General features: G+C 69.7%; 28 protein-coding genes. All 28 read left to right on the top strand.

All coding sequences use genetic code 11. The annotated features are described in order from the left end of the window. Window positions 1-110 precede the first annotated feature (110 nt). A complete protein-coding gene (locus K4B79_RS18835; protein ID WP_232027923.1) occupies window positions 111-1,118 on the top strand; it encodes a DUF2637 domain-containing protein in 1,008 nt (335 codons plus the stop codon). Window positions 1,119-1,128: 10 nt separating this feature from the next. After that, window positions 1,129-1,281, top strand: a complete 153-nt coding sequence (locus K4B79_RS18830; RefSeq protein ID WP_232027921.1) for a hypothetical protein — start codon at window positions 1,129-1,131, stop codon at window positions 1,279-1,281. Window positions 1,282-1,289: 8 nt separating this feature from the next. Next, the gene (locus K4B79_RS18825; RefSeq protein ID WP_232027919.1) at window positions 1,290-1,820 is read left to right on the top strand and encodes a hypothetical protein; all 531 of its coding nucleotides are present in this window, start codon (window positions 1,290-1,292) and stop codon (window positions 1,818-1,820) included. Then, on the top strand, window positions 1,811-2,527 hold the full coding sequence (locus K4B79_RS18820; RefSeq protein WP_232027917.1) for a hypothetical protein: 717 nt from the start codon (window positions 1,811-1,813) through the stop codon (window positions 2,525-2,527). The genes K4B79_RS18825 and K4B79_RS18820 overlap by 10 nt, the downstream gene beginning before the upstream one ends. Before the next feature lie 64 nt (window positions 2,528-2,591). Further along, window positions 2,592-2,771 (top strand): hypothetical protein, encoded by a 180-nt coding sequence (locus tag K4B79_RS18815; protein WP_232027915.1) that lies wholly within the window; start codon window positions 2,592-2,594, stop codon window positions 2,769-2,771. A gap of 73 nt (window positions 2,772-2,844) precedes the next feature. Then, entirely contained in the window at window positions 2,845-3,291 is a 447-nt protein-coding gene (locus K4B79_RS18810; protein ID WP_232027913.1) for a DUF6221 family protein, read from the top strand. Further along, window positions 3,288-3,596 carry a hypothetical protein gene (locus K4B79_RS18805; protein WP_232027912.1) on the top strand — a complete coding sequence of 103 codons (309 nt, stop codon included), beginning with the start codon at window positions 3,288-3,290 and terminating at the stop codon, window positions 3,594-3,596. Before K4B79_RS18810 ends, K4B79_RS18805 begins: the two co-directional genes overlap by 4 nt. A 61-nt stretch (window positions 3,597-3,657) precedes the next feature. Further along, window positions 3,658-3,942, top strand: a complete 285-nt coding sequence (locus tag K4B79_RS18800) for a hypothetical protein (protein ID WP_232027911.1) — start codon at window positions 3,658-3,660, stop codon at window positions 3,940-3,942. Window positions 3,943-4,007: 65 nt separating this feature from the next. Beyond that, window positions 4,008-4,373, top strand: a complete 366-nt coding sequence (locus K4B79_RS18795) for a hypothetical protein (protein WP_232027910.1) — start codon at window positions 4,008-4,010, stop codon at window positions 4,371-4,373. 154 nt (window positions 4,374-4,527) lie between these two features. Then, window positions 4,528-5,025, top strand: coding sequence for a helix-turn-helix domain-containing protein (locus K4B79_RS18790; RefSeq protein WP_232027909.1), 498 nt, complete (start codon window positions 4,528-4,530; stop codon window positions 5,023-5,025). Further along, a complete protein-coding gene (locus K4B79_RS18785; protein ID WP_232027908.1) occupies window positions 5,012-6,289 on the top strand; it encodes a PBSX family phage terminase large subunit in 1,278 nt (425 codons plus the stop codon). Before K4B79_RS18790 ends, K4B79_RS18785 begins: the two co-directional genes overlap by 14 nt. After that, window positions 6,286-6,531, top strand: coding sequence for a hypothetical protein (locus tag K4B79_RS18780; RefSeq protein ID WP_232027907.1), 246 nt, complete (start codon window positions 6,286-6,288; stop codon window positions 6,529-6,531). The genes K4B79_RS18785 and K4B79_RS18780 overlap by 4 nt, the downstream gene beginning before the upstream one ends. A 43-nt stretch (window positions 6,532-6,574) precedes the next feature. After that, entirely contained in the window at window positions 6,575-8,029 is a 1,455-nt protein-coding gene (locus K4B79_RS18775; protein WP_232027906.1) for a phage portal protein, read from the top strand. Between the two features lie 10 nt (window positions 8,030-8,039). Beyond that, window positions 8,040-9,155, top strand: coding sequence for a phage minor capsid protein (locus tag K4B79_RS18770; protein ID WP_232027904.1), 1,116 nt, complete (start codon window positions 8,040-8,042; stop codon window positions 9,153-9,155). Between the two features lie 323 nt (window positions 9,156-9,478). Next, window positions 9,479-10,273 (top strand): hypothetical protein, encoded by a 795-nt coding sequence (locus K4B79_RS18765; protein WP_232027902.1) that lies wholly within the window; start codon window positions 9,479-9,481, stop codon window positions 10,271-10,273. A 13-nt stretch (window positions 10,274-10,286) separates the two neighbouring features. Continuing rightward, window positions 10,287-11,210, top strand: a complete 924-nt coding sequence (locus K4B79_RS18760; protein WP_232027901.1) for a P22 phage major capsid protein family protein — start codon at window positions 10,287-10,289, stop codon at window positions 11,208-11,210. Between the two features lie 61 nt (window positions 11,211-11,271). Further along, window positions 11,272-11,625, top strand: a complete 354-nt coding sequence (locus K4B79_RS18755) for a hypothetical protein (protein ID WP_232027900.1) — start codon at window positions 11,272-11,274, stop codon at window positions 11,623-11,625. 11 nt (window positions 11,626-11,636) lie between these two features. Next, on the top strand, window positions 11,637-12,071 hold the full coding sequence (locus K4B79_RS18750; protein ID WP_232027899.1) for a hypothetical protein: 435 nt from the start codon (window positions 11,637-11,639) through the stop codon (window positions 12,069-12,071). Continuing rightward, the gene (locus K4B79_RS18745; RefSeq protein WP_232027898.1) at window positions 12,071-12,583 is read left to right on the top strand and encodes a hypothetical protein; all 513 of its coding nucleotides are present in this window, start codon (window positions 12,071-12,073) and stop codon (window positions 12,581-12,583) included. The genes K4B79_RS18750 and K4B79_RS18745 overlap by 1 nt, the downstream gene beginning before the upstream one ends. Before the next feature lie 74 nt (window positions 12,584-12,657). Further along, window positions 12,658-13,104, top strand: a complete 447-nt coding sequence (locus K4B79_RS18740) for a hypothetical protein (protein WP_232027897.1) — start codon at window positions 12,658-12,660, stop codon at window positions 13,102-13,104. Window positions 13,105-13,117: 13 nt separating this feature from the next. Then, window positions 13,118-13,966 (top strand): hypothetical protein, encoded by an 849-nt coding sequence (locus K4B79_RS18735; RefSeq protein WP_232027896.1) that lies wholly within the window; start codon window positions 13,118-13,120, stop codon window positions 13,964-13,966. Window positions 13,967-13,969: 3 nt separating this feature from the next. After that, complete coding sequence (locus K4B79_RS18730; protein ID WP_232027895.1) at window positions 13,970-14,638, top strand: hypothetical protein; 669 nt, start codon at window positions 13,970-13,972, stop codon at window positions 14,636-14,638. After that, entirely contained in the window at window positions 14,638-14,958 is a 321-nt protein-coding gene (locus K4B79_RS18725) for a hypothetical protein (protein ID WP_232027893.1), read from the top strand. The genes K4B79_RS18730 and K4B79_RS18725 overlap by 1 nt, the downstream gene beginning before the upstream one ends. Window positions 14,959-14,968: 10 nt before the next feature. Continuing rightward, window positions 14,969-15,319, top strand: a complete 351-nt coding sequence (locus K4B79_RS18720; protein ID WP_232027892.1) for a minor capsid protein — start codon at window positions 14,969-14,971, stop codon at window positions 15,317-15,319. Next, a complete protein-coding gene (locus K4B79_RS18715) occupies window positions 15,316-15,756 on the top strand; it encodes a minor capsid protein (RefSeq protein WP_232027891.1) in 441 nt (146 codons plus the stop codon). The genes K4B79_RS18720 and K4B79_RS18715 overlap by 4 nt, the downstream gene beginning before the upstream one ends. Before the next feature lie 9 nt (window positions 15,757-15,765). Beyond that, window positions 15,766-16,239, top strand: coding sequence for a phage tail tube protein (locus tag K4B79_RS18710; protein WP_232027890.1), 474 nt, complete (start codon window positions 15,766-15,768; stop codon window positions 16,237-16,239). Next, on the top strand, window positions 16,239-16,760 hold the full coding sequence (locus tag K4B79_RS18705; RefSeq protein WP_232027889.1) for a DUF7426 family protein: 522 nt from the start codon (window positions 16,239-16,241) through the stop codon (window positions 16,758-16,760). The genes K4B79_RS18710 and K4B79_RS18705 overlap by 1 nt, the downstream gene beginning before the upstream one ends. 68 nt (window positions 16,761-16,828) lie before the next feature. Next, window positions 16,829-16,963: a hypothetical protein gene (locus tag K4B79_RS47800; protein ID WP_269463642.1), complete on the top strand. Its 135-nt coding sequence runs from the start codon at window positions 16,829-16,831 to the stop codon at window positions 16,961-16,963. Window positions 16,964-16,965 lie beyond the last annotated feature (2 nt).

Genomic DNA, 16,965 nt, shown 5'->3' with positions numbered 1-16,965 from the left:
GCCAGCTTCGCGGCCCTCGGCTTCGCGATCTGCCGCGGCGCCTGACCACCGGACCGGGCCGCCCCCCGCCATCCCCCAGCGGGGGCGGCCCTCGTTCCCCAGGAGCAACCTTGAAGACCCCAACCATCGGCACCGGCCGCCGCCTCGGTACCGGCGTCGGAACTGCCTGGTTCATCGTCCTCGCGATGATGCTCATCGCCGCCGCCTGGTCCATCAGCAGCAAGCTCATGGGCTGGGGCATGGGCGAGCGCCCCGCCTACGCACTCTCGCTGATGTTCGACCTCGCCGGGCTCCTCTGCGCCCAGTACGCGAAGCGAGCGATCGAGCGCGGCACCCCGGCCGGCCTCCCACGCCTCGCCGTCCTCGCGTTCGTCGGCGTCTCCGGCGTCCTCAACTGGTCGCACGGCCTGGAGGTCGGCGGCATGGTCGGCGGCATCGGCCTCGCCTCCATCAGCCTCGCGGTCGAGCTGCTCTTCGAGCTGCACCGCCGCGACGTCCGCGATGAACAGCGCGCTGCGCGCGGCCTCGTCGCGGAACGCATGCCGCACATCCCCGTCCTGGCCTGGCTGATGTTCCCCGGCGACGCCTGGAAGACCTTGCGTGAGTCGGTCCGTGCCCGCCTCGCCAGCCTCGACCCTGTCACCGAGCCCGTGACGGCCGTGACCAGCGTCGACAGGATCACCGACGGTCCGGTGACGACCCCCGTCACGACGCCCGCGGTGCAGCCGCGTCCCGCCGCGCCTGCGCTGCCCAGCGCGCCCACCCCGCCGCCGCCCCCGCCCGCGCGCAGGCCGGCCCCGCGCCCGCCCGTCATCCCGACCGGGGCGCGGCTCCTTCCGGTCGTCTGCCGCCGCTCGATCCCCCCGAACGCGCCCGCACCCGCGCAGCCTCCGGCGCCGATCCAGTACAGCGACCCGCGCTGCGCCGTGATCCGCGCCCTGTACGACACCGTCCCGCCGTCCCGCCCCGGCACGGCGGCCATGCGCACCGCGATCGTCCGAGCGGGCCTCAGCGACGCGTCCGACGGCTACATCCGCGGCACCCTTCGCACCGAGGTCGAGAGCCACGAGCCGCACCTCAAGGACCTGCCGACGGCCCCGTTCGGCATGAGCGCCTAGGAGCCCGCCCGTGACCACCTTGTTCGGCGTCTTCTGCGCGGTCGCCGCCTGCGGTGCGCTCCTCGGCCTGGTCCACCAGGCCCCGCACGCCGTCCTCCCGGTCACGGGCACCGGCGCCTTCATCCTCGCCCTCGCCGCCCTCGCCGCGGCCCTCCTCCATTGAGGACAGCAATGGCACTCCCGCCCCTCGACCTCCCGACCTACGGCTACGTCTCCCTCGGAGGCGTCACCGCCGGACTCAGCTTGTTCGCCTGGGACTTCACCCGCTGGTTCGTCAGCCACAAGAAGCGGTTCGCCCCCAAGGCCCTCAAGGACCTGGCCCCCCAGGTCCTCTGCCTCTCCTACGGCGCGCTGCTCATCCTCTGCGTCGGCGGCATCATCGGCGCCATCGCCGACTGGTCCCTGTGGGGCACCAACATGGTGGGCGACATCGTCCTGGTCTACGGGATCGGGGCGAGCACACCAGCCGTCACCCGCTCCAGCCAGCTGGCCCTTACCCCTGGTGGCCACGCCGCGGTCATCGTCATCACCGTCGTCATCATCGCCGTGTCCAGCCGCAGGGGCTTCCGCTGGGACTTCGTCCGGCAGACCATCGCGGGGATCAGCCTCGGCCTCGCATCCAGCATCGCGGGCGCAGTGGGAATCGTCATCGCGCCGTCCGTTTCGTGGCTCGGCGACCTGGTGGTGGGGCTGTGGCAGTGAAGGAGCCGGAGGGTGCGCCCGAGGTCGAGGCGGAGACCGCGGGGGAGGAGGACGAGTCGACCGGCGGCCGGGCGTCGGCCGTTGTGTTGTCAGCGCTCGGGGCCGTCGCCGCCTGGCGGACCATCGTCGCGTTCCCCGAGCTGGCGTACGTCGTCGTCGGCAGCATCGGCACCGTCGGCGTGCAGAAGGCCCGTGCCCGCTGGGGCAAGACCGGCGACGACGAGGACCAGGAGCAGCAGCAGGAGGCCGCGCCGGACGTCGTCGGCGCACTCCACCGGTTGGTCGGCGACGACAAGGGCGTCCTCCTCACCGCCCTCCGCGACGACCTCCAGCTCCCCGACACCAAGACGGTCAAGCAGCTCCTGGAGGCCGAGGGCATCCCCTGGAAGCCGTCCCGCACGCGGAAGGGGAACGGGCCCGCCGTACGTAAGGAGTCCATCCCGGCCGCCTCCTCCTCCCTTCCTGGCCACTCCCACGGGAGCGGTTGTTGTTGCAGGTCAGGCGACAACGACAACAGCAACAACGGCGACTGGGAGGGGAGCGGGGAGGGGTTCCGTGTAGAGCGCACGGACACCGGCTTCACGATCCACGACCTCAGCCACCGAATCGGCACGGGGCAGAAGGGCGCGGAAGACGACGTGATCGCTCGTTTCCTCGCCGAGGTCTCGCGCGCCCAGGCCAAGCCGCCCGCGCCACCCACCCCGTGACCCCACCCGAGCCCCTTCGCGGAACCCCTCCCGCGACGCGGCCCGCGTACGTCATCCTGACCTCATGCCAACCTCGATCCGGGCCACCGGCGAAGCGAAGGACCTGACGCTCGACGAGCTCGCACAGTTCGTCGAGGACGCGCGTAAGGCCGGCGTCCCTGGCGACAACCCGCTCCGTGCCGAACTCTCCATGAGCGGGAAGATCAAGGAGATTGAGGTCGCGATCGGCGTCGATCGAAGCTGACGGCCTGCCACGCTGACCGTCAAGGCCCGCCGCGAGTACACGCGGCGGGCCATCTCGTTGGAGAGGCATGAGTATGGAACTGGCGCAGTGGTTGCACACCCAAGTCGACGAGGACGAACGGATCGTGCAGGCAGCGTCGTGGGCCGACGAGGCGAATGCCTGGCACGCCGCTCCTTCGCCGTATGACACATGGGGCAAGGACGAGCGCTGGTACGTCGAGGACGCGATGGAAGAGGGCTTGGTCACGCACGTCGATCCCAAGGCCTCGGACGATGAGGGCGTGGCCCGGCATATCGCGGAGTGGGATCCGGCTCGGGTGCTGAGGGAGATCGATGCCAAGCGGCAACTTCTCGCCCTGCACCGTCCTGTGCAGCAGCGGTCGACTGGCAGCGGCGGAGGCACCATCGAGGACTGCCAGGTGTGCGGTCACTTCCCCGCGCAGTACCCGTGCGTCACCCTGCGCCTGCTCGCGCTGCCCTACGCGGACCGCCCCGGTTACCGTGAGGAGTGGCGGCCGTGAGCGACCATCCGCTCTCGCTCAGTGCCGCCCGGGCCGTGGCGTTCCGTCAGGCCTTCGAAGACCGTGACGCCTACCTTGCCGAGCAGCCGTGGCAGGTCCGCATGCAGCCAGGCTTCGAGGACTCGGTCCCGCTGCCCGGCTGCCCGTACTGCTGGCGCGAGGCCCGTGAGGTTCAGTGGCACGTTCTGGCGCACGAGATCTGGACGTGCCTGCCCGTTTGCGGCCACTGGTTCACGAGCGACCGCCCGATCATCGTCCGCCGGACGGTCCCTGGCTGGATCACCGAGGAAGAGTGGCTGCCGTAGCCCCGTCATGACGGCCTTGACGCCCGTCATGTCCTGCCCACCAGACGTAGGATCCGTGCCCGTGGCACACACCTTCGAAGAACTCGTGGAGAAACAGCGCACGGCCGACCAGGCCCACGCCCAGGTCCTCGCCCTCCGGGACGAATACGGCCGCCCCGCCCAGGAAGGCGGCTGGAGCGAGGACCAGACCGCCGCGTACAACAAGGCATGGGAGGACTGGCGCGACGCCGCCGTCGCGATCCAGGCCGCAGTCACCGACCACGCCGAGGCGGAGAGCAGGGCTCGCAACGAGGTCGAGGCGGATGTGAAGCGCCACGCCCGACACCCCGAGCTGGTCAGCACCTAAGCCGGACGTCACAGAACCGCCACAACCACCCGTCACCCCCACAACAGCCGCGAGGATGCCGCCTCGTGACCATCACCCCAGGGGGGACCATGCGCATCCGCACCACCATCGCCACCGTCGCCGCGCTCGTCTGCGCGCTCACCGCCTGCTCCAGCAGCGACAGCAGCAAGCCGGCCGATCCGACCAAGCTCGACGACGCCGCCTCGCTCGCCTGCGACGACTTCGCCGACGGGTACAAGGCCGCCCAGACCCAGCAGGCGCGCGTCGACCTCGCTGACAAGGTCAACAAGTGGGCGCAGTCGTCAGCCACCAACGGCATTGCCGACAACGCGAAGGCCCTCGCCCGCGGCTCCGAGGCATCGGCTGGCGCCTGGCAGATCGGCGCCGACGCCTTCGCCCAGTCCTGCCTCGACGCGGGCTGGGATGCATGAGGTCGTGACGTAGTTGAATTTCAGGACGGCATGATCCATCCTGGGCGCAAGTCCGGCGTGCCCGGACACAAAAACTCATGATCGCGCCACCGAGCGCACCACAGGAGGCCCGCCACCGCGCGGGCCTCCGTCATGTCCAGGGGGTGGGCCACCCATGGGCAGCGCCAACCCGGTCACCGACGAGGAACGCGAGCGCGTCCGCCAGCTGCACGCAGAGGGCAAGGGCCGGAACGAGATCGCGACCGCCCTCGGTCGCTCCGGCCGGACGATCAGCGAGATCGCCAAGGGCCTCGGCCTGTCCTTCTCTCGGGCCGCCGAGGTGCGGCAGGCAACCGAGGTCCGGCAGGCCGACCTCGCCGACCGCCGCGCCGCCTTCGCCGTCAAGCTCCAGGACATCGCCGAAGCCGAGGCCGCGAAGATCAACGAGCCGCACGAGTACTGGGACTGGGGCGGCAAGGACCACGACTTCGGCACCCACACGGCGCCTGAGCCGACCCCCGGCGACAAGCGGGCGTATATGTCCCTCGTGGCCACCGCCGTGGACCGGTCGCTGAAGCTCTCCCCGCCGAAGGAGGAGGGCGGCGCCGGCGAGGTCGGATCGCTGCTGACGAACCTCTTCGACCGGCTCCGCGAACGGCATGGAGACCACTGAACTCAAGCTGTCCGACAAGCAGGAACGGAGCATCGCCCACTCCACCGCGTGGTTGAACGTGTGGGAGGGCAGCGTCCGCTCGGGCAAGACCATCGCCAGCCTCCTGCGCTGGCTGATGTACGTCGTGACAGCCCCCTCCGGCGGGCAACTGGTCGTCGTCGGCAAGACCTACGACACCGTGGCCCGCAACGTCTTCGGACCCTTGCAGGACCCGAGCATCGTCGGCTCCGAGATCGCCAAGCTCGTGTCCTACACCCGCGGCTCCAGCGTCGCGTGGATCCTCGGCAAGCAGATCGAGGTCATCACTGCCAACGACGCCAAGGCCGAGGCTAGACTCCGCGGGCTCACGGGCGCCGGCGCGTACGTGGATGAGCTAACGCTGCTCCCGAAGGAGTTCTTCAAGCGCCTGGTCGACCGCATGTCCGTGCCCGGTGCCCTAATCTTCGCAACGACCAACCCGGACAATCCAGGCCACTGGGCGAAGAAGGAGTGGCTGAACAGGGCTGATGAGCTGGGCGTTCGCACCTGGCACTTCGTCATGGACGACAACCCCGCCCTGTCCGAGGACTACAAGGCCCGGATGCGCCGGAACTTCACCGGCCTCTGGTACCGGCGGTACATCCTCGGCCACTGGGTGCAGTCCGAGGGCGCGATCTACGAGAGCTTCGACACGAAGAAGCACATCGTGTCGACCCTGCCTCGGATCGACCGGTGGCTGTGCGACGCGATCGACTACGGCACGGTCAATCCGTACGCCGACATCCTGCTCGGCCTGGGCGCGGACCGGAAGCTGTACGTGGTCAGCGAGTACCGGTACGACTCGCGGCGCGAGCGGAAGCAGATGACCGACGCCGAGTATTCCCGCGCGCGGCGCGCGTGGCTGGCGAAGGTGCCGCAGCCCGGCACGAACGTGGTCGGCGTGGCCCCGGAGTGGACGGTCGTCGACCCGTCCGCCAGCTCGTATATCGAGCAGCTGCACCGCGACCAGGTCCTCGGTGTCACTCAGGCCGACAACACCGTCCTCGACGGCATCCGCACCGTGTCCTCGCTGCTGTCGACAGAGGACCTGTACATCCACGAGTCCGCGCAGGGCCTCATCGACGAGATCCCCGGATACAGCTGGGACGACGAGGCCGCAGAGCGCGGCGAGGACAAGCCGATCAAGCAGGACGACCACTCGGTGGACGCCCTGCGGTACGGCATCCGAACAACCGAGTCCCTGTGGCGCCCCTACCTGCCGACTCGTCTGGAGGTGGCCGCGTGATCACCTGGTGGTCCTGGCTGCTCATGGCAGTCGGTGTGACCGGCCTCTTCCTCGCCGGCCGGAGGCGTGCTCTCGGTTGGGCGATCGGCCTTGGCGCCCAACTCCTCTGGTTCGTCTACGCACTGTCCACCCAGCAGTACGGCTTTGTGGTCTCCGCCGTCGCGTACGGCTGGGTCTACGCACGGAACTTCCGCGCCTGGCGCACAAACGAGGGGGTGCCGAATGCCGCTGCCGACGCGTAACGTCACCTGGCCCCCGCCGCACCTGCGGCCAGCCCTTGAAGCGATGAACGTCTGGGACACCTGGTGGGGCGGTGACCCCGACCGCCTGGAGCAGCTGTACGGCGCGGGCGGTGGCGGCTTCGGCCCCGACCCCAAGCCGGTCCAGTTCTCCACCGGAGTCCTGGGCAAGTTCGCCCGCTGGTGGTGGGGCACACCGACCGCTCCGGGTGGGCGTCGAACCAAGCTGCACGTTCCGATCGCCGGTGACCTCTGCGGCGGATCCGCGGACCTACTGTTCTCCGAGCCGCCGAAGTTCACCGCCGCCGACGAGACCACCCAGAAGCGCCTCGACATGCTGGCCGACGACGGCATGCTGGCCACTCTCCAGACCGCGGCCGAGGTTGGGGCCGCGCTGGGCGGCATCTACCTGCGCCCGGTGTACGACCTGGACGTCGCAGACCGGCCGTGGCTGCACGCCACGCACGCCGACCGCGCGATCCCCACCTTCACCTGGAACCGCCTCTCCTCGGTCCTCTTCTGGAAGGTCGTGCACGAGGAGGACGGCCAGGTGTGGCGGCACCTGGAGTGCCACGAGAAGGGCCGCATCCTGCACGGCCTGTACCAGGGCACGAAGGAGAAGCTCGGCAGGGCCGTACCGCTGGAGGACCACCCGGCAACCGAGGCCTACGCCGCTCTGGTCAACGAGGACGGCGCCTTGGCCACCGGCTACAACGGCTTGGACGTTTCGTACATCCCGAACCAGAACAGCCGGCGATGGCGCCGGGACGAGAAGCTCTCCGACCTCGGCCGATCCGACCTCGACGGCATCGAGCCGATGATGGACAGCCTCGACGAGACGTACGCGAGCTGGATGCGGGACATCCGTATCGGCAAGGGCCGCGTGATCACCCCGAACGCATACCTCCAGTCCAACGGCCGCGGGCAGGGCGCCAGCTGGAATCCGGACCAGGAGATCTACGCCGGCCTGGACATGCTGGCCCGCGGTGGCGACACCCAGCAGCTGACAGCCGTCCAGTTCAAGATCCGGGTGCAGGAGCATCGGGACACAGCGGAGGACCTGGTCAATCAGATCCTCCGCTCGGCCGGCTACTCGGGCCAGACGTTCGGGCTCGGCGGGGACGCCGCGGTGACCGCCACCGAGGTCAAGTCCCGCGAGCGTCGATCGATGACCACCCGCGGCCGGAAGATCCTCCGCTGGAGGCCGGGCCTCCAGGACGCGATCCACGCTCTGCTGGCGATCGACCAGGAGGTGTTCCACTCCGGGGTAACGCCTCAGCCCCCGACGATCGAGTTCGAGGACTCGGTCCAGGAGGATCCGCTGGCGTTGGCGAACACGGCCGAGGTCCTCAGGCGGGCGCAGGCTGCCTCGACGGACACCCTGGTCCGCATGGCCCACCCGGAGTGGAACGACGTCCAGGTCTCGGCCGAGGTGGAGCGCATCCACCAGGAGCAGGGCATGGCCGTGCCGGACCCGATGCAGACCGGCGCGCTGCCGTAGGAGGTGGGCCGTGCCCGTTTCGCCCGCGCTCGCCGAGGACCTCGCGGCCGCCGTCGCCGACCTGTACGAAGCGGCCGAGGGCACGCTGATCGACCGTATCCGGCAGGCCCTCGCCAAGGACATCGACAGCCCCGCGTGGGTGGAACTGAAGCTCGCCGCGCTCGGCAACCTCCAGGCCGCCATCGACGAGGTCATCGCCGCGCTCCAGCTCGATGCGAACGGCGCCATCCACGAGGCCCTGGCCGAGGCGTACGAGCGTGGCCAACAGGCTGCTGTCGCCGAGTTGGGGGCCCTCGGAGTGGGACAGACGGCCGCCGCTGCGGTGGCCCTGCCGACTGCACCGGTTGTCGACCGCCTGGCGGCCGCCGTCATCAACGACACCGGCCCTGTGTACCTGCGCATCCTGCGGACCACGATGGACACCTACCGGGATGTCATCGCGCGGGCGGCCGCCGCACCAGCGCTCGGAGCGCAGACTCGACGGCAAGCCGCGCAAGCCGCGCTCGATGCCTTCGCAGGCCGGGGCGTGACCGGCTTCATCGACAAGGCCGGCCGGTCGTGGGAGCTGCGGTCGTACATCGAGATGGCGACGCGATCGGCGGTCGGCCGGGCCACGATCGAAGCCCACTCCGACCGGCTCGGCGCCGCCGGAATCGACCTGGTGATCGTGTCGCAGGCACCCGAGGAATGCCCGCTGTGCCGCCCCTGGGAGCGGAAGGTCCTCACCCGGACCGGTGACATGGGCGCGCGGGACATCGAGGTGGAGCACGCCACCGAGGACGGCGAGACGATCACGGTGCACGTGGCCGGATCCCTGGATGAAGCCAGGGGCGCGGGCCTGCTGCACCCCAACTGCCGCCACAACATCAGCGCCTACTTGCCCGGAGTGTCCCGGGTACCCGCAGCGCAGCCGTCGCGCGGCACGTACGAGGACACGCAGAAACAGCGGTACCTGGAGCGGCAGATCCGGAAGTGGAAGCGGCTGGAGACTGCGGCCATGGACGATGCGAGACGGACGGCTGCGCGTGCGCGGGTGCGCGCATATCAGGGCCGCGTACGCGAGTTGGTCGCCGAGAACGGCCTACCACGCAAGTCACACCGCGAACAGATCAACTCTGCTCGTTAGATCGGGTTGTTCACCACGCTGGCGAAGTTGTCGCAGCCCTCTGTCGTGCACTCGTAGACACCGCGTCGATGTTCGTGACCCTCGTGCCCCATGCCGGTCGTGTCCAGGTCGCCGGAATAGCTCAGGGGCTGCTTACACAGCGGACACCGGCGCTGCCGCCGATCAGTGTCTTCCGTGTCCATACCTCGAAGGTACGCCGGATGCCTTCGAGTGGCACACCGACCGGCACCAGAGACTTCCGCCCGCCGGGTGCGGGCCGGATCGCAGTACGGCCCCGCCGGGTGCGGGGCCTTCCTCTTTCACGCGCACCGGGAGTGCACGACATGCAGAATCGAACCCTTCCCCGCCGCGCCCTGGCGGGTGCTGGCTGGGCACACCCCTACGCCACCGGCCCTTTCGACCCGTACCTGTACGCCGACGGCGGGGACGGAGGCGACTCCGGATCCACCAGCGACGACGGGGACGGTGACGGCGGCGACACCGACGACGACCAGGACGACGACGCCGGCGGGACCGGCGACGACGACCAGGACGACGCAGGCAAGGACGACAAGGCCAAGCCGAAGCCGCCCGTGAAGAAGCCCGCCGACGAGGACCCGGCCGCGACGATCGCCAGGCTCCAGAAGGAGCTGAAGTCGGCGAACGCGGACGCGGCGAAGGCGCGGACGACCGCGAAGAAGACCGCGGCGGACGAGGCCCGCTCCGAGGTCGTCAAGGAGCTGGGCAAGGCGCTCGGGATGATCAAGGACGACAAGGAGACGCCTCCCGACCCCGCCGCGCTCATGGCGCAGGTGGAGAAGGCCACGGCGGCACACCGGGAGACCTCGGTCGAACTGGCTGTGTATCGGGGCGCGTCGAAGTACGGCGCCGATCCGGATGCGCTCACCGACAGCCGCGCGTTCCTGTCCTCGATCAAAGGTCTCGACCCGTCCGACGAGGGATTCGCGAAAGCCGTCAACGCCGCCATCAAGAAGGCGGTCGACGACAACCCCAAGCTCAAGGTCGCTACCGCTCCCGCGCGCACGACCAGCGACTTCAACGGTGGGGCCGGGGGCTCCTCCGAACCCGAAAGCATCGACGAAATCCGTGCCGCGCGCCGTAAGCGCCGGACCGGATAGGAGGTAAGAACCCATGGCCAACACGATCCTCAGCCCCACTGCCATCGCGCAGCAGTCGCTGGCCACGCTGTACGAGGCCACCGTCATGGCAAACCTCGTCCACCGGGACTACGAAAACGAGTTCGCCCGGAAGATCGGCGACGCGGTGACCATCCGCAAGCCTGCTGTCTTCACGGCCAACGAGTACGAGCGCAGCGCCGGCATCACGGTTCAGGACGTCACCGAGACCTCGGTGAACCTGGAGCTGAACCACATGGCCGACGTTTCCTTCGCGGTCACCGCCGAAGACCTCACGCTGAAGATCGAGGACTTCGACGAGCAGTTCCTCACTCCGGCCATGGAGGCCATCGCCCAGAAGATCGACCGCGACCTCCTCGCACTGCGCGACGACATCGTGCAGGAGGTCGGCGACGTCGCCGCTGCGGGCCCGCCCGCGACCTACCTGTGGTCCAACCCGAAGGTCCTCGTCGAGGCCGGCATGACCCTCGACATCAAGAAGGTCCCGACCACCGAGCGCAGGGTCGTCACCGGACCGATCACCGCCGCGCAGTGGGTCGCCGACCCCACCTTCCACGAGGCGGACAAGCGTGGCTCCACCGAAGGCCTGCTGGAGGCCTCGCTCGGCCGCCGCGTGTTCGGGTTCGACCCCTACATGACGCAGAACATCGCCGTGCCGTCGCCGCAGGGCACCGGGATCTCCACGACCGAGGTCGGCATCGCCTTCCACAAGACCGCGCTCGCGCTGGCGTTCCGCCCCCTGGCCCTGCCGAAGGGCAACCCGAACGCGGCGATCGCGAACTACAAGGGGTTCGGGCTGCGGGTGATCTACGGCTACGACATGGACAAGAAGCAGGACGTCGTCAGCATCGACTGCCTGTACGGCACGAAGGTGCTGGACGCCAACCGCGCCGTCCTCATCAAGGGTGTCGACGGCTGACGGCCTGCGGAACGCCGCCCCAGTCCTCTCGCACGCAGTTCCTCACCCGTCAGGAGATCCAATGGCGTACCAGCGCCGCATCATCACCCAGTCCATCCGCCTGACCGGCGCTCCGGTCGGCGCCGCCTCCCACGTCGTCTGGCGCGCTCCCGTCGCGTGCACCGTCGTACGGCTTCACGGCTACCGCTCCGGCGGTGCCGCGGCCGCCGTCAACGCGAAGATCGGCGTCAGCGCCGTCCTCGCCGCCAACCTCACCGCCGGCAACAGCGCCTTCACCTCCGCCGTGCCGACCGGCGCCGCAGGGGACATGGCCGCGGGCGCGGTCCTGGCGCTGGACGTCATCAGCGGTGACGCCACCACGGTCGTCATCCAGGCGGACATCGCGATCGACGCCGACGTCAACGACCTGCCGTGATGGGGACGTCCATGACCATGTTCGTCTACCGGAACAACAACACGGGCGACGTCGTCGAGTATCCGTACCGATCGGCCCGCCTGGAGATGCTGCCCAACTGGGAGACGCTCCAGGAGCCCGAAGCGGAGAGCGCCCAGGCGCTGCCGACTAGCCCGCCCGCTCCGATGGAGCCGCCGGCACCGCCCGCGACGCCCGAACTGAGCCCACAGGAGCCCACCGCACCGGTTGTCGCTGAGCCTCCCAGCCCAGAGGCGCCCGGTGATGGGCCAGTGGCAGGAGGGGTCGGCAGCGGACCGGACGCAGCACCTGAGCGTCCGGCCCGTTCCGCTCCCAAGGCCGACTGGCAGGCGTACGCCCGTGCCCGCGCGCAGGACTCGGACGAGGAGGTCGCGATCGACGGCCTCACCAAGGACCAGCTCATCGAGCAGTACGGAGGTGACAACTGATGGCGCTCTCCGGAACGCTGCTCGCCATGGCGGCGTCGGCCGAACTCTCGGCAACCGCCGGACTCGGAACCGCTCGCGTGCCCGCTCAGCTGAACCGCAGTGTCAGCCTGGCCAACGGCACGGGCGCGGGGAAGGCGGACAAGGTCTACCAGGCCCGTCGGACCCTCGCCGCCAGCGCGACCGAGGACCTGGACCTGGCGGGTGTGCTCACCGACGCCCTCGGCGCCGCGCTCACCTTCGTGCGGGTGAAGGGCCTGTTCATCAGCGCTGCTGCGGCGAACACGAACAACGTCGTGGTCGGCGCGGCGGCCTCCAACGCGTGGGCGACGCTGCTCAACGCGACGGGCACGCTGACGGTCCGCCCGGGTGCCACGGTCGGCGCCATGGCAGGAGCCGCGGACGCCGTGGGCTACGCGGTTACCGCGGGCACAGGCGATCTGCTGAAGGTCGCGAACAGCGCAGGCGGAACTTCGGTGACGTACGACATCTTCATCGTCGGCGCGTCCGCGTAGCCGATCCAGACCGCGTCGAGGGAGGCCCGGACACTGGGCCTCCCTCGCGCACTGCCCAGGAGGGGAGGACTGCCATGGCGGACGTGGTGGCCAACGTGGCCAAGGGCCGGATCCTGACCCATGCCAGCCTGCCAGCAGCGAACGACTCGCTGATCGCAGTGCCACTGGAGGCGACCGGGCTCCCGTCCGACGACGTCCTCCAGGACTACGACACCCTCGCCGACCTCCTCGCCGGGGCCGCGAACGAGCAGACCACGATGGGTCGCCAGGCCCTCGCGGGAGTGGTCGTCGCGGTCAACGACACCACGAACAGTGCGAACTTCGACGCGAATGACATCGCGTGGACAGCCGCGACCGGCAACCCTGTGGGGAAGTTGGCCATCTGCTACAAGCCGGACACGGCCTCGGCCGACTCGGCGATCATGCCGCTTACCCTGCACGACTTCGCGGTCACGCCGGACGGCACGGACATCGTCGCGCGTGTCCACGTCGACGGCGTCAGCGTCGAGTCCAACGCCTGACGGGGAGGCGAACATGCCGCTCCTGGACTCGCTGGAGGACCACTTCACTGGCGCTCTCGACACGGGCAAGTGGCCGGGCTCGTACGGTGACTCCACGGCGGCGGGCGGCCGGGGACGAATCCCATGCACTGTGGGTGGATTCGCCGGGCTCCGCTCGGCGACGACGTACACGCTCGCCGGATCGCACTTTCTGCTGCGTGCTTACCCGCCAGCCGCGAACGGCGCCGTGACGACGGCCGCGCTGTCGCTGCTCGTGCTGTCGAGCGTGGGTGGGACCGACGCGGGCTTCATCATCGACACCGCGCAGGGCGCGATGGGTCTGTACTCCCGCACCGGCTACGCCGACGGAGGCGCGCTCTTCCCGCCCTACGACCCAGCGGCGCACGCGTGGCTGAGGCTGCGTGAGACCGGCGGGACGCTCCTGTGGGAGGCCTCGCCGGACAGCTCGAACTGGACCGTCCTGCGCTCCTCGCCAACGCCCGCGTGGGCGTCAGACGTCGACCTGTCGTTGCTGATGGAGTCCACACGCGCCGACGGATCGGACAACTTCGCCGAGGTCGACAACGTCAACCTCCCCACAAGCCTGATCCTCCTCGGCGCAGCGCGTACAGCAGCCGCCGCCCGTCCGATCGCCGGGCAGAAGGCCTTCCCGATCGGCGCCGCCCGTACGGCGAGCTCGGCGCGGCCGCTGAGCGCGGCCCATGTCGTCCAGCTGGGCGCCGCGCGCACCCGCGCCCGGGCAGGCACGGTCACCCGCCTGCCTCGCCCCGCACAGACGCTCACCGCGGCGGCGGCCGGGCCCACTCTCACCCCGTCCACCACCGGGCCCCAGCTGGTGGCGGCCTCGACGACTGGAGGCTGATCGATGCCCGACGTTGGAGACACCGTCACAGCGACCCTGACCGTCAGTCCGGCCGACGGCAGCACGAGCGCCACCCTTGCGGTCGCCGCGCCCGACGGCACCGTCTCGAACCCTGCCACGGGTACAGCGGACGGCGGGACGACGTGGACGGCGGCCCTGACGTACACCGCGGCTGGCCTGTGGCGACTGTCGTGGACCGTGACCGGTACCGGAGCGAGCCGTCAGCACGAGGTGGTGGCCGTGGCGCCGGCACCGCCGACGATGGCGGACGTCCGGTCCTACGCGACGACGACGCAGCTGGCGAACTACCTGCACAAGGCCCCGCCCGTGGATGCGGTGGAGCTTCTGGAGCGCGCGACGCGACTGCTGGACAGCGACTTCCTGAAGGCGGCGGTGTACGACGTCAACTCGGACGGGATGCCGAGCGATCCGGTCGTCGCGGCAGCGTTCGCCGAGGCGGTGTGTGCGCAAGTCGAGTTCTGGGGTGAAGTCGGCGTCGAGACCGATGTCTCAGGCCCGCTTCAGGGCGTCTCGATCGGCAGCGTCCAGCTTCAGTTCGGCGCAGGCGAGAACCGGTCGGGCCCGGATTACTACGCGCCCGGAGTAAGGCGTGCGCTTGAGAATGTGCCGGCGGACAAGCTTCGGCTGGTCGTGTTCTCGGGTGGCTGCTGATGGTGCGGCGTATCCCTCGCCGGTACTTCATCCACGAGATCACGGTGGAGCCGTACACGGGTGAGTCGAGTACGGGTTCGCTGTACGGCCCGCCGACCGAGGTGAAGTGCTTCCTCGACGAGCAGACACGCGCGGTGCGGACGCCTGGCGGCGAGCAGGTCACATCCACCTCGACGGCCTACGCCGACCTCGACAAGACCGCTCCGGCCCTGTCCCGGGTGACGCTCCCCGACGGCCGCAAGACCACGGTCATCAACGCCAAGAAGCGCGACGGCGGCCGCCTCGGCACCCCCAACCACCTGGAAATCCAGCTCGAATGAGGTGATCGGCGTGCCGCAGAACTTCCGCCTCCGCTTCAACGCAGCGCCAGCCGAGCGGGAGCTGCGGCAGGCAGCCGCCCGCGGCCTACTCCTCGGCGCCGAGCACGTCCTGGGCGTGAGCAACGACCGGGTCCCGCTGGACGAGGCTGCGCTGCAACGGTCCGGCACAACGAGCGTGGACGAGCCGAGCCTGACCGCGATGGTCAGCTACGACACCCCGTACGCCGTGCGCCAGCACGAGGAGCTGGACTACCGGCACGCGCCCGGGCGAGAGGCCAAGTACCTGGAGAACAGCCTCAACGCGGAGCGGGCCGTCGTTTTGGCTCTGGTGGCCGCCGAGATGCGGCGGGCGCTGCGGTGAGCGGTGAGACCCACGACGTTGACCTGCTCCAGGGCGTCGCCGAGCTGCTGGCGGTCGAGAACGTGGGCGTCTACTCGCCGACCGCGGCTCTGCCAGCAGGTGGCACGGGCATTGTGCTCGGCCGGATGCCGGACGGCCCGGATCGAGTGCTCGCGCTGAACCCATATCCGGTCGCCGACGACGACTCCACGGACTCGGTGACCGGCGTCCAGGTGCGCATCCGCGCGGGCGCGAACGTCCTCGACCTGGTCCAGCTCGCCGACGACGTCTTCGGCGTGCTGCACAACCGTGAGAGCTGGGACGCCCGCAGCGTGCGCGTGGAGATCTCCTGGCGCAACAGCCAGGCGTGGATCGGTCAGGACGCCAAGGGGCGCATGGAGCTGACCAGCAACTACTACTTCCGGACGGTCAGGTCCGGGATCCGTCTGAACGACTAGGAGGACCCTGTGTCGACCCCCACGGAGGAGACCGAGCTCGCACGCGAGTGGCGGCTTGAGATCAACATGGGCACCGCGGAGGTGCCCGACTGGCAGCTCTGCCCGGGCGTCCGCGAGTTCCAGCCGGCCAGCGAGCCGAACATCGAGGACGCCAGCGACTACGACGGCGAGGGCTGGTCGGCCAACGAGAAGACCGGCCAGAGCTGGGAGCTGACGGTCAAGATCCGCCGGAAGGCCAACAAGGACGTCAAGATCTACAATCCGGTCCACGAGGCCATCCGCCTGGCCCACTTCGCGTATGGGGACGCGAACAAGGTGCACCTGCGGTACATGAACCGCAACGGTCTGCCGGAGGCCTACGAGGGCAAGGCGATCCCGAACTGGCAGCCCGCCGGCGGGGAATACACCGCGCTCGGGGAAACGGACATCACGTTCACCGGTGACGGCGCGCTCACGCCCATCACCAACCCGCTGGCCCCCTGATGGTGGCTGACGAGAAGTTCGAGGCGCTCGACGCGTTCCTCGACGACTACCTGGAGCTCCCCGTCAAGGGCCGCGATGGGGAGGTCCGCGTCTACCGGATCGAGGACCCGTCGGCCGAGGACGGCATCCGGATCGAGAAGATCACGACCCTTGCTGCTCGGCTCGCCGCGGGCGGCAAGGCGCCGGACACCCCGCTCCTCAACGACGAGGAGGAGCGGGATCTGTTCCGCATGTGCCTCGGCGACGCCTACGACCAGCTGCTGGCGGACGGCGTGAAGTGGGGCCCCTTCAAGCACGTGTCCCTGACCGCGATGTTCTGGATCACCGCCGACAAGTCCACCGCGCAGGAGTACTGGCGGACGGGCCAGCAGCCGGGAAAAGCGGCGAACCGGGCGGCCCGGAGAGCGCAGGCGAAGCCCGGTACCTCGGCGTCGGCCGAGGCGAACTCGACCCGCACACAGGGCTCTACGAGTGGTACGAGGGCGGGCTCTCGTCGTCGTCGAAGGGGTTCTCGAACCTGACGTGGGAGCGGCTGCTCCAGCAGTGGCCGCTCATCGAGGCCGACCTCCACGAGACCTACGGGATCGACGTGGGGGACGGCATTCTCCAGCGCCGCAGCTGGCGCTGGTTCCAGGCCCGCGTCTTCGGCCTGCTCTCCAGCGAGACCCGCCTGCACCGGCACTTCGCACCGCCTCCCGACAAGAAACAGAAGTTCAGGAGGTGACC

The sequence above is a fragment of the Streptomyces lincolnensis genome, assembly GCF_021173675.1.
GTDB lineage: Bacteria > Actinomycetota > Actinomycetes > Streptomycetales > Streptomycetaceae > Streptomyces > Streptomyces lincolnensis_B.
This window is presented reverse-complemented; position numbering and strand designations above follow the sequence as displayed.

Excerpts from the sequence above, each read along its gene's own strand:
- K4B79_RS18775 (WP_232027906.1), top strand. The coding sequence starts at position 6,575 with ATGAACGTCTGGGACACCTGGTGGGGCGGTGACCCCGACCGCCTGGAG.
- K4B79_RS18790 (WP_232027909.1), top strand. The coding sequence starts at position 4,528 with ATGGGCAGCGCCAACCCGGTCACCGACGAGGAACGCGAGCGCGTCCGC.
- K4B79_RS18760 (WP_232027901.1), top strand. The coding sequence starts at position 10,287 with ATGGCCAACACGATCCTCAGCCCCACTGCCATCGCGCAGCAGTCGCTG.
- K4B79_RS18735 (WP_232027896.1), top strand. The coding sequence starts at position 13,118 with ATGCCGCTCCTGGACTCGCTGGAGGACCACTTCACTGGCGCTCTCGAC.
- K4B79_RS18825 (WP_232027919.1), top strand. The coding sequence starts at position 1,290 with ATGGCACTCCCGCCCCTCGACCTCCCGACCTACGGCTACGTCTCCCTC.
- K4B79_RS18755 (WP_232027900.1), top strand. The coding sequence starts at position 11,272 with ATGGCGTACCAGCGCCGCATCATCACCCAGTCCATCCGCCTGACCGGC.
- K4B79_RS18730 (WP_232027895.1), top strand. The coding sequence starts at position 13,970 with ATGCCCGACGTTGGAGACACCGTCACAGCGACCCTGACCGTCAGTCCG.
- K4B79_RS18765 (WP_232027902.1), top strand. The coding sequence starts at position 9,479 with ATGCAGAATCGAACCCTTCCCCGCCGCGCCCTGGCGGGTGCTGGCTGG.
- K4B79_RS18750 (WP_232027899.1), top strand. The coding sequence starts at position 11,637 with ATGACCATGTTCGTCTACCGGAACAACAACACGGGCGACGTCGTCGAG.
- K4B79_RS18815 (WP_232027915.1), top strand. The coding sequence starts at position 2,592 with ATGCCAACCTCGATCCGGGCCACCGGCGAAGCGAAGGACCTGACGCTC.
- K4B79_RS18705 (WP_232027889.1), top strand. The coding sequence starts at position 16,239 with ATGGTGGCTGACGAGAAGTTCGAGGCGCTCGACGCGTTCCTCGACGAC.
- K4B79_RS18745 (WP_232027898.1), top strand. The coding sequence starts at position 12,071 with ATGGCGCTCTCCGGAACGCTGCTCGCCATGGCGGCGTCGGCCGAACTC.
- K4B79_RS18725 (WP_232027893.1), top strand. The coding sequence starts at position 14,638 with ATGGTGCGGCGTATCCCTCGCCGGTACTTCATCCACGAGATCACGGTG.
- K4B79_RS18785 (WP_232027908.1), top strand. The coding sequence starts at position 5,012 with ATGGAGACCACTGAACTCAAGCTGTCCGACAAGCAGGAACGGAGCATC.
- K4B79_RS18740 (WP_232027897.1), top strand. The coding sequence starts at position 12,658 with ATGGCGGACGTGGTGGCCAACGTGGCCAAGGGCCGGATCCTGACCCAT.
- K4B79_RS18810 (WP_232027913.1), top strand. The coding sequence starts at position 2,845 with ATGGAACTGGCGCAGTGGTTGCACACCCAAGTCGACGAGGACGAACGG.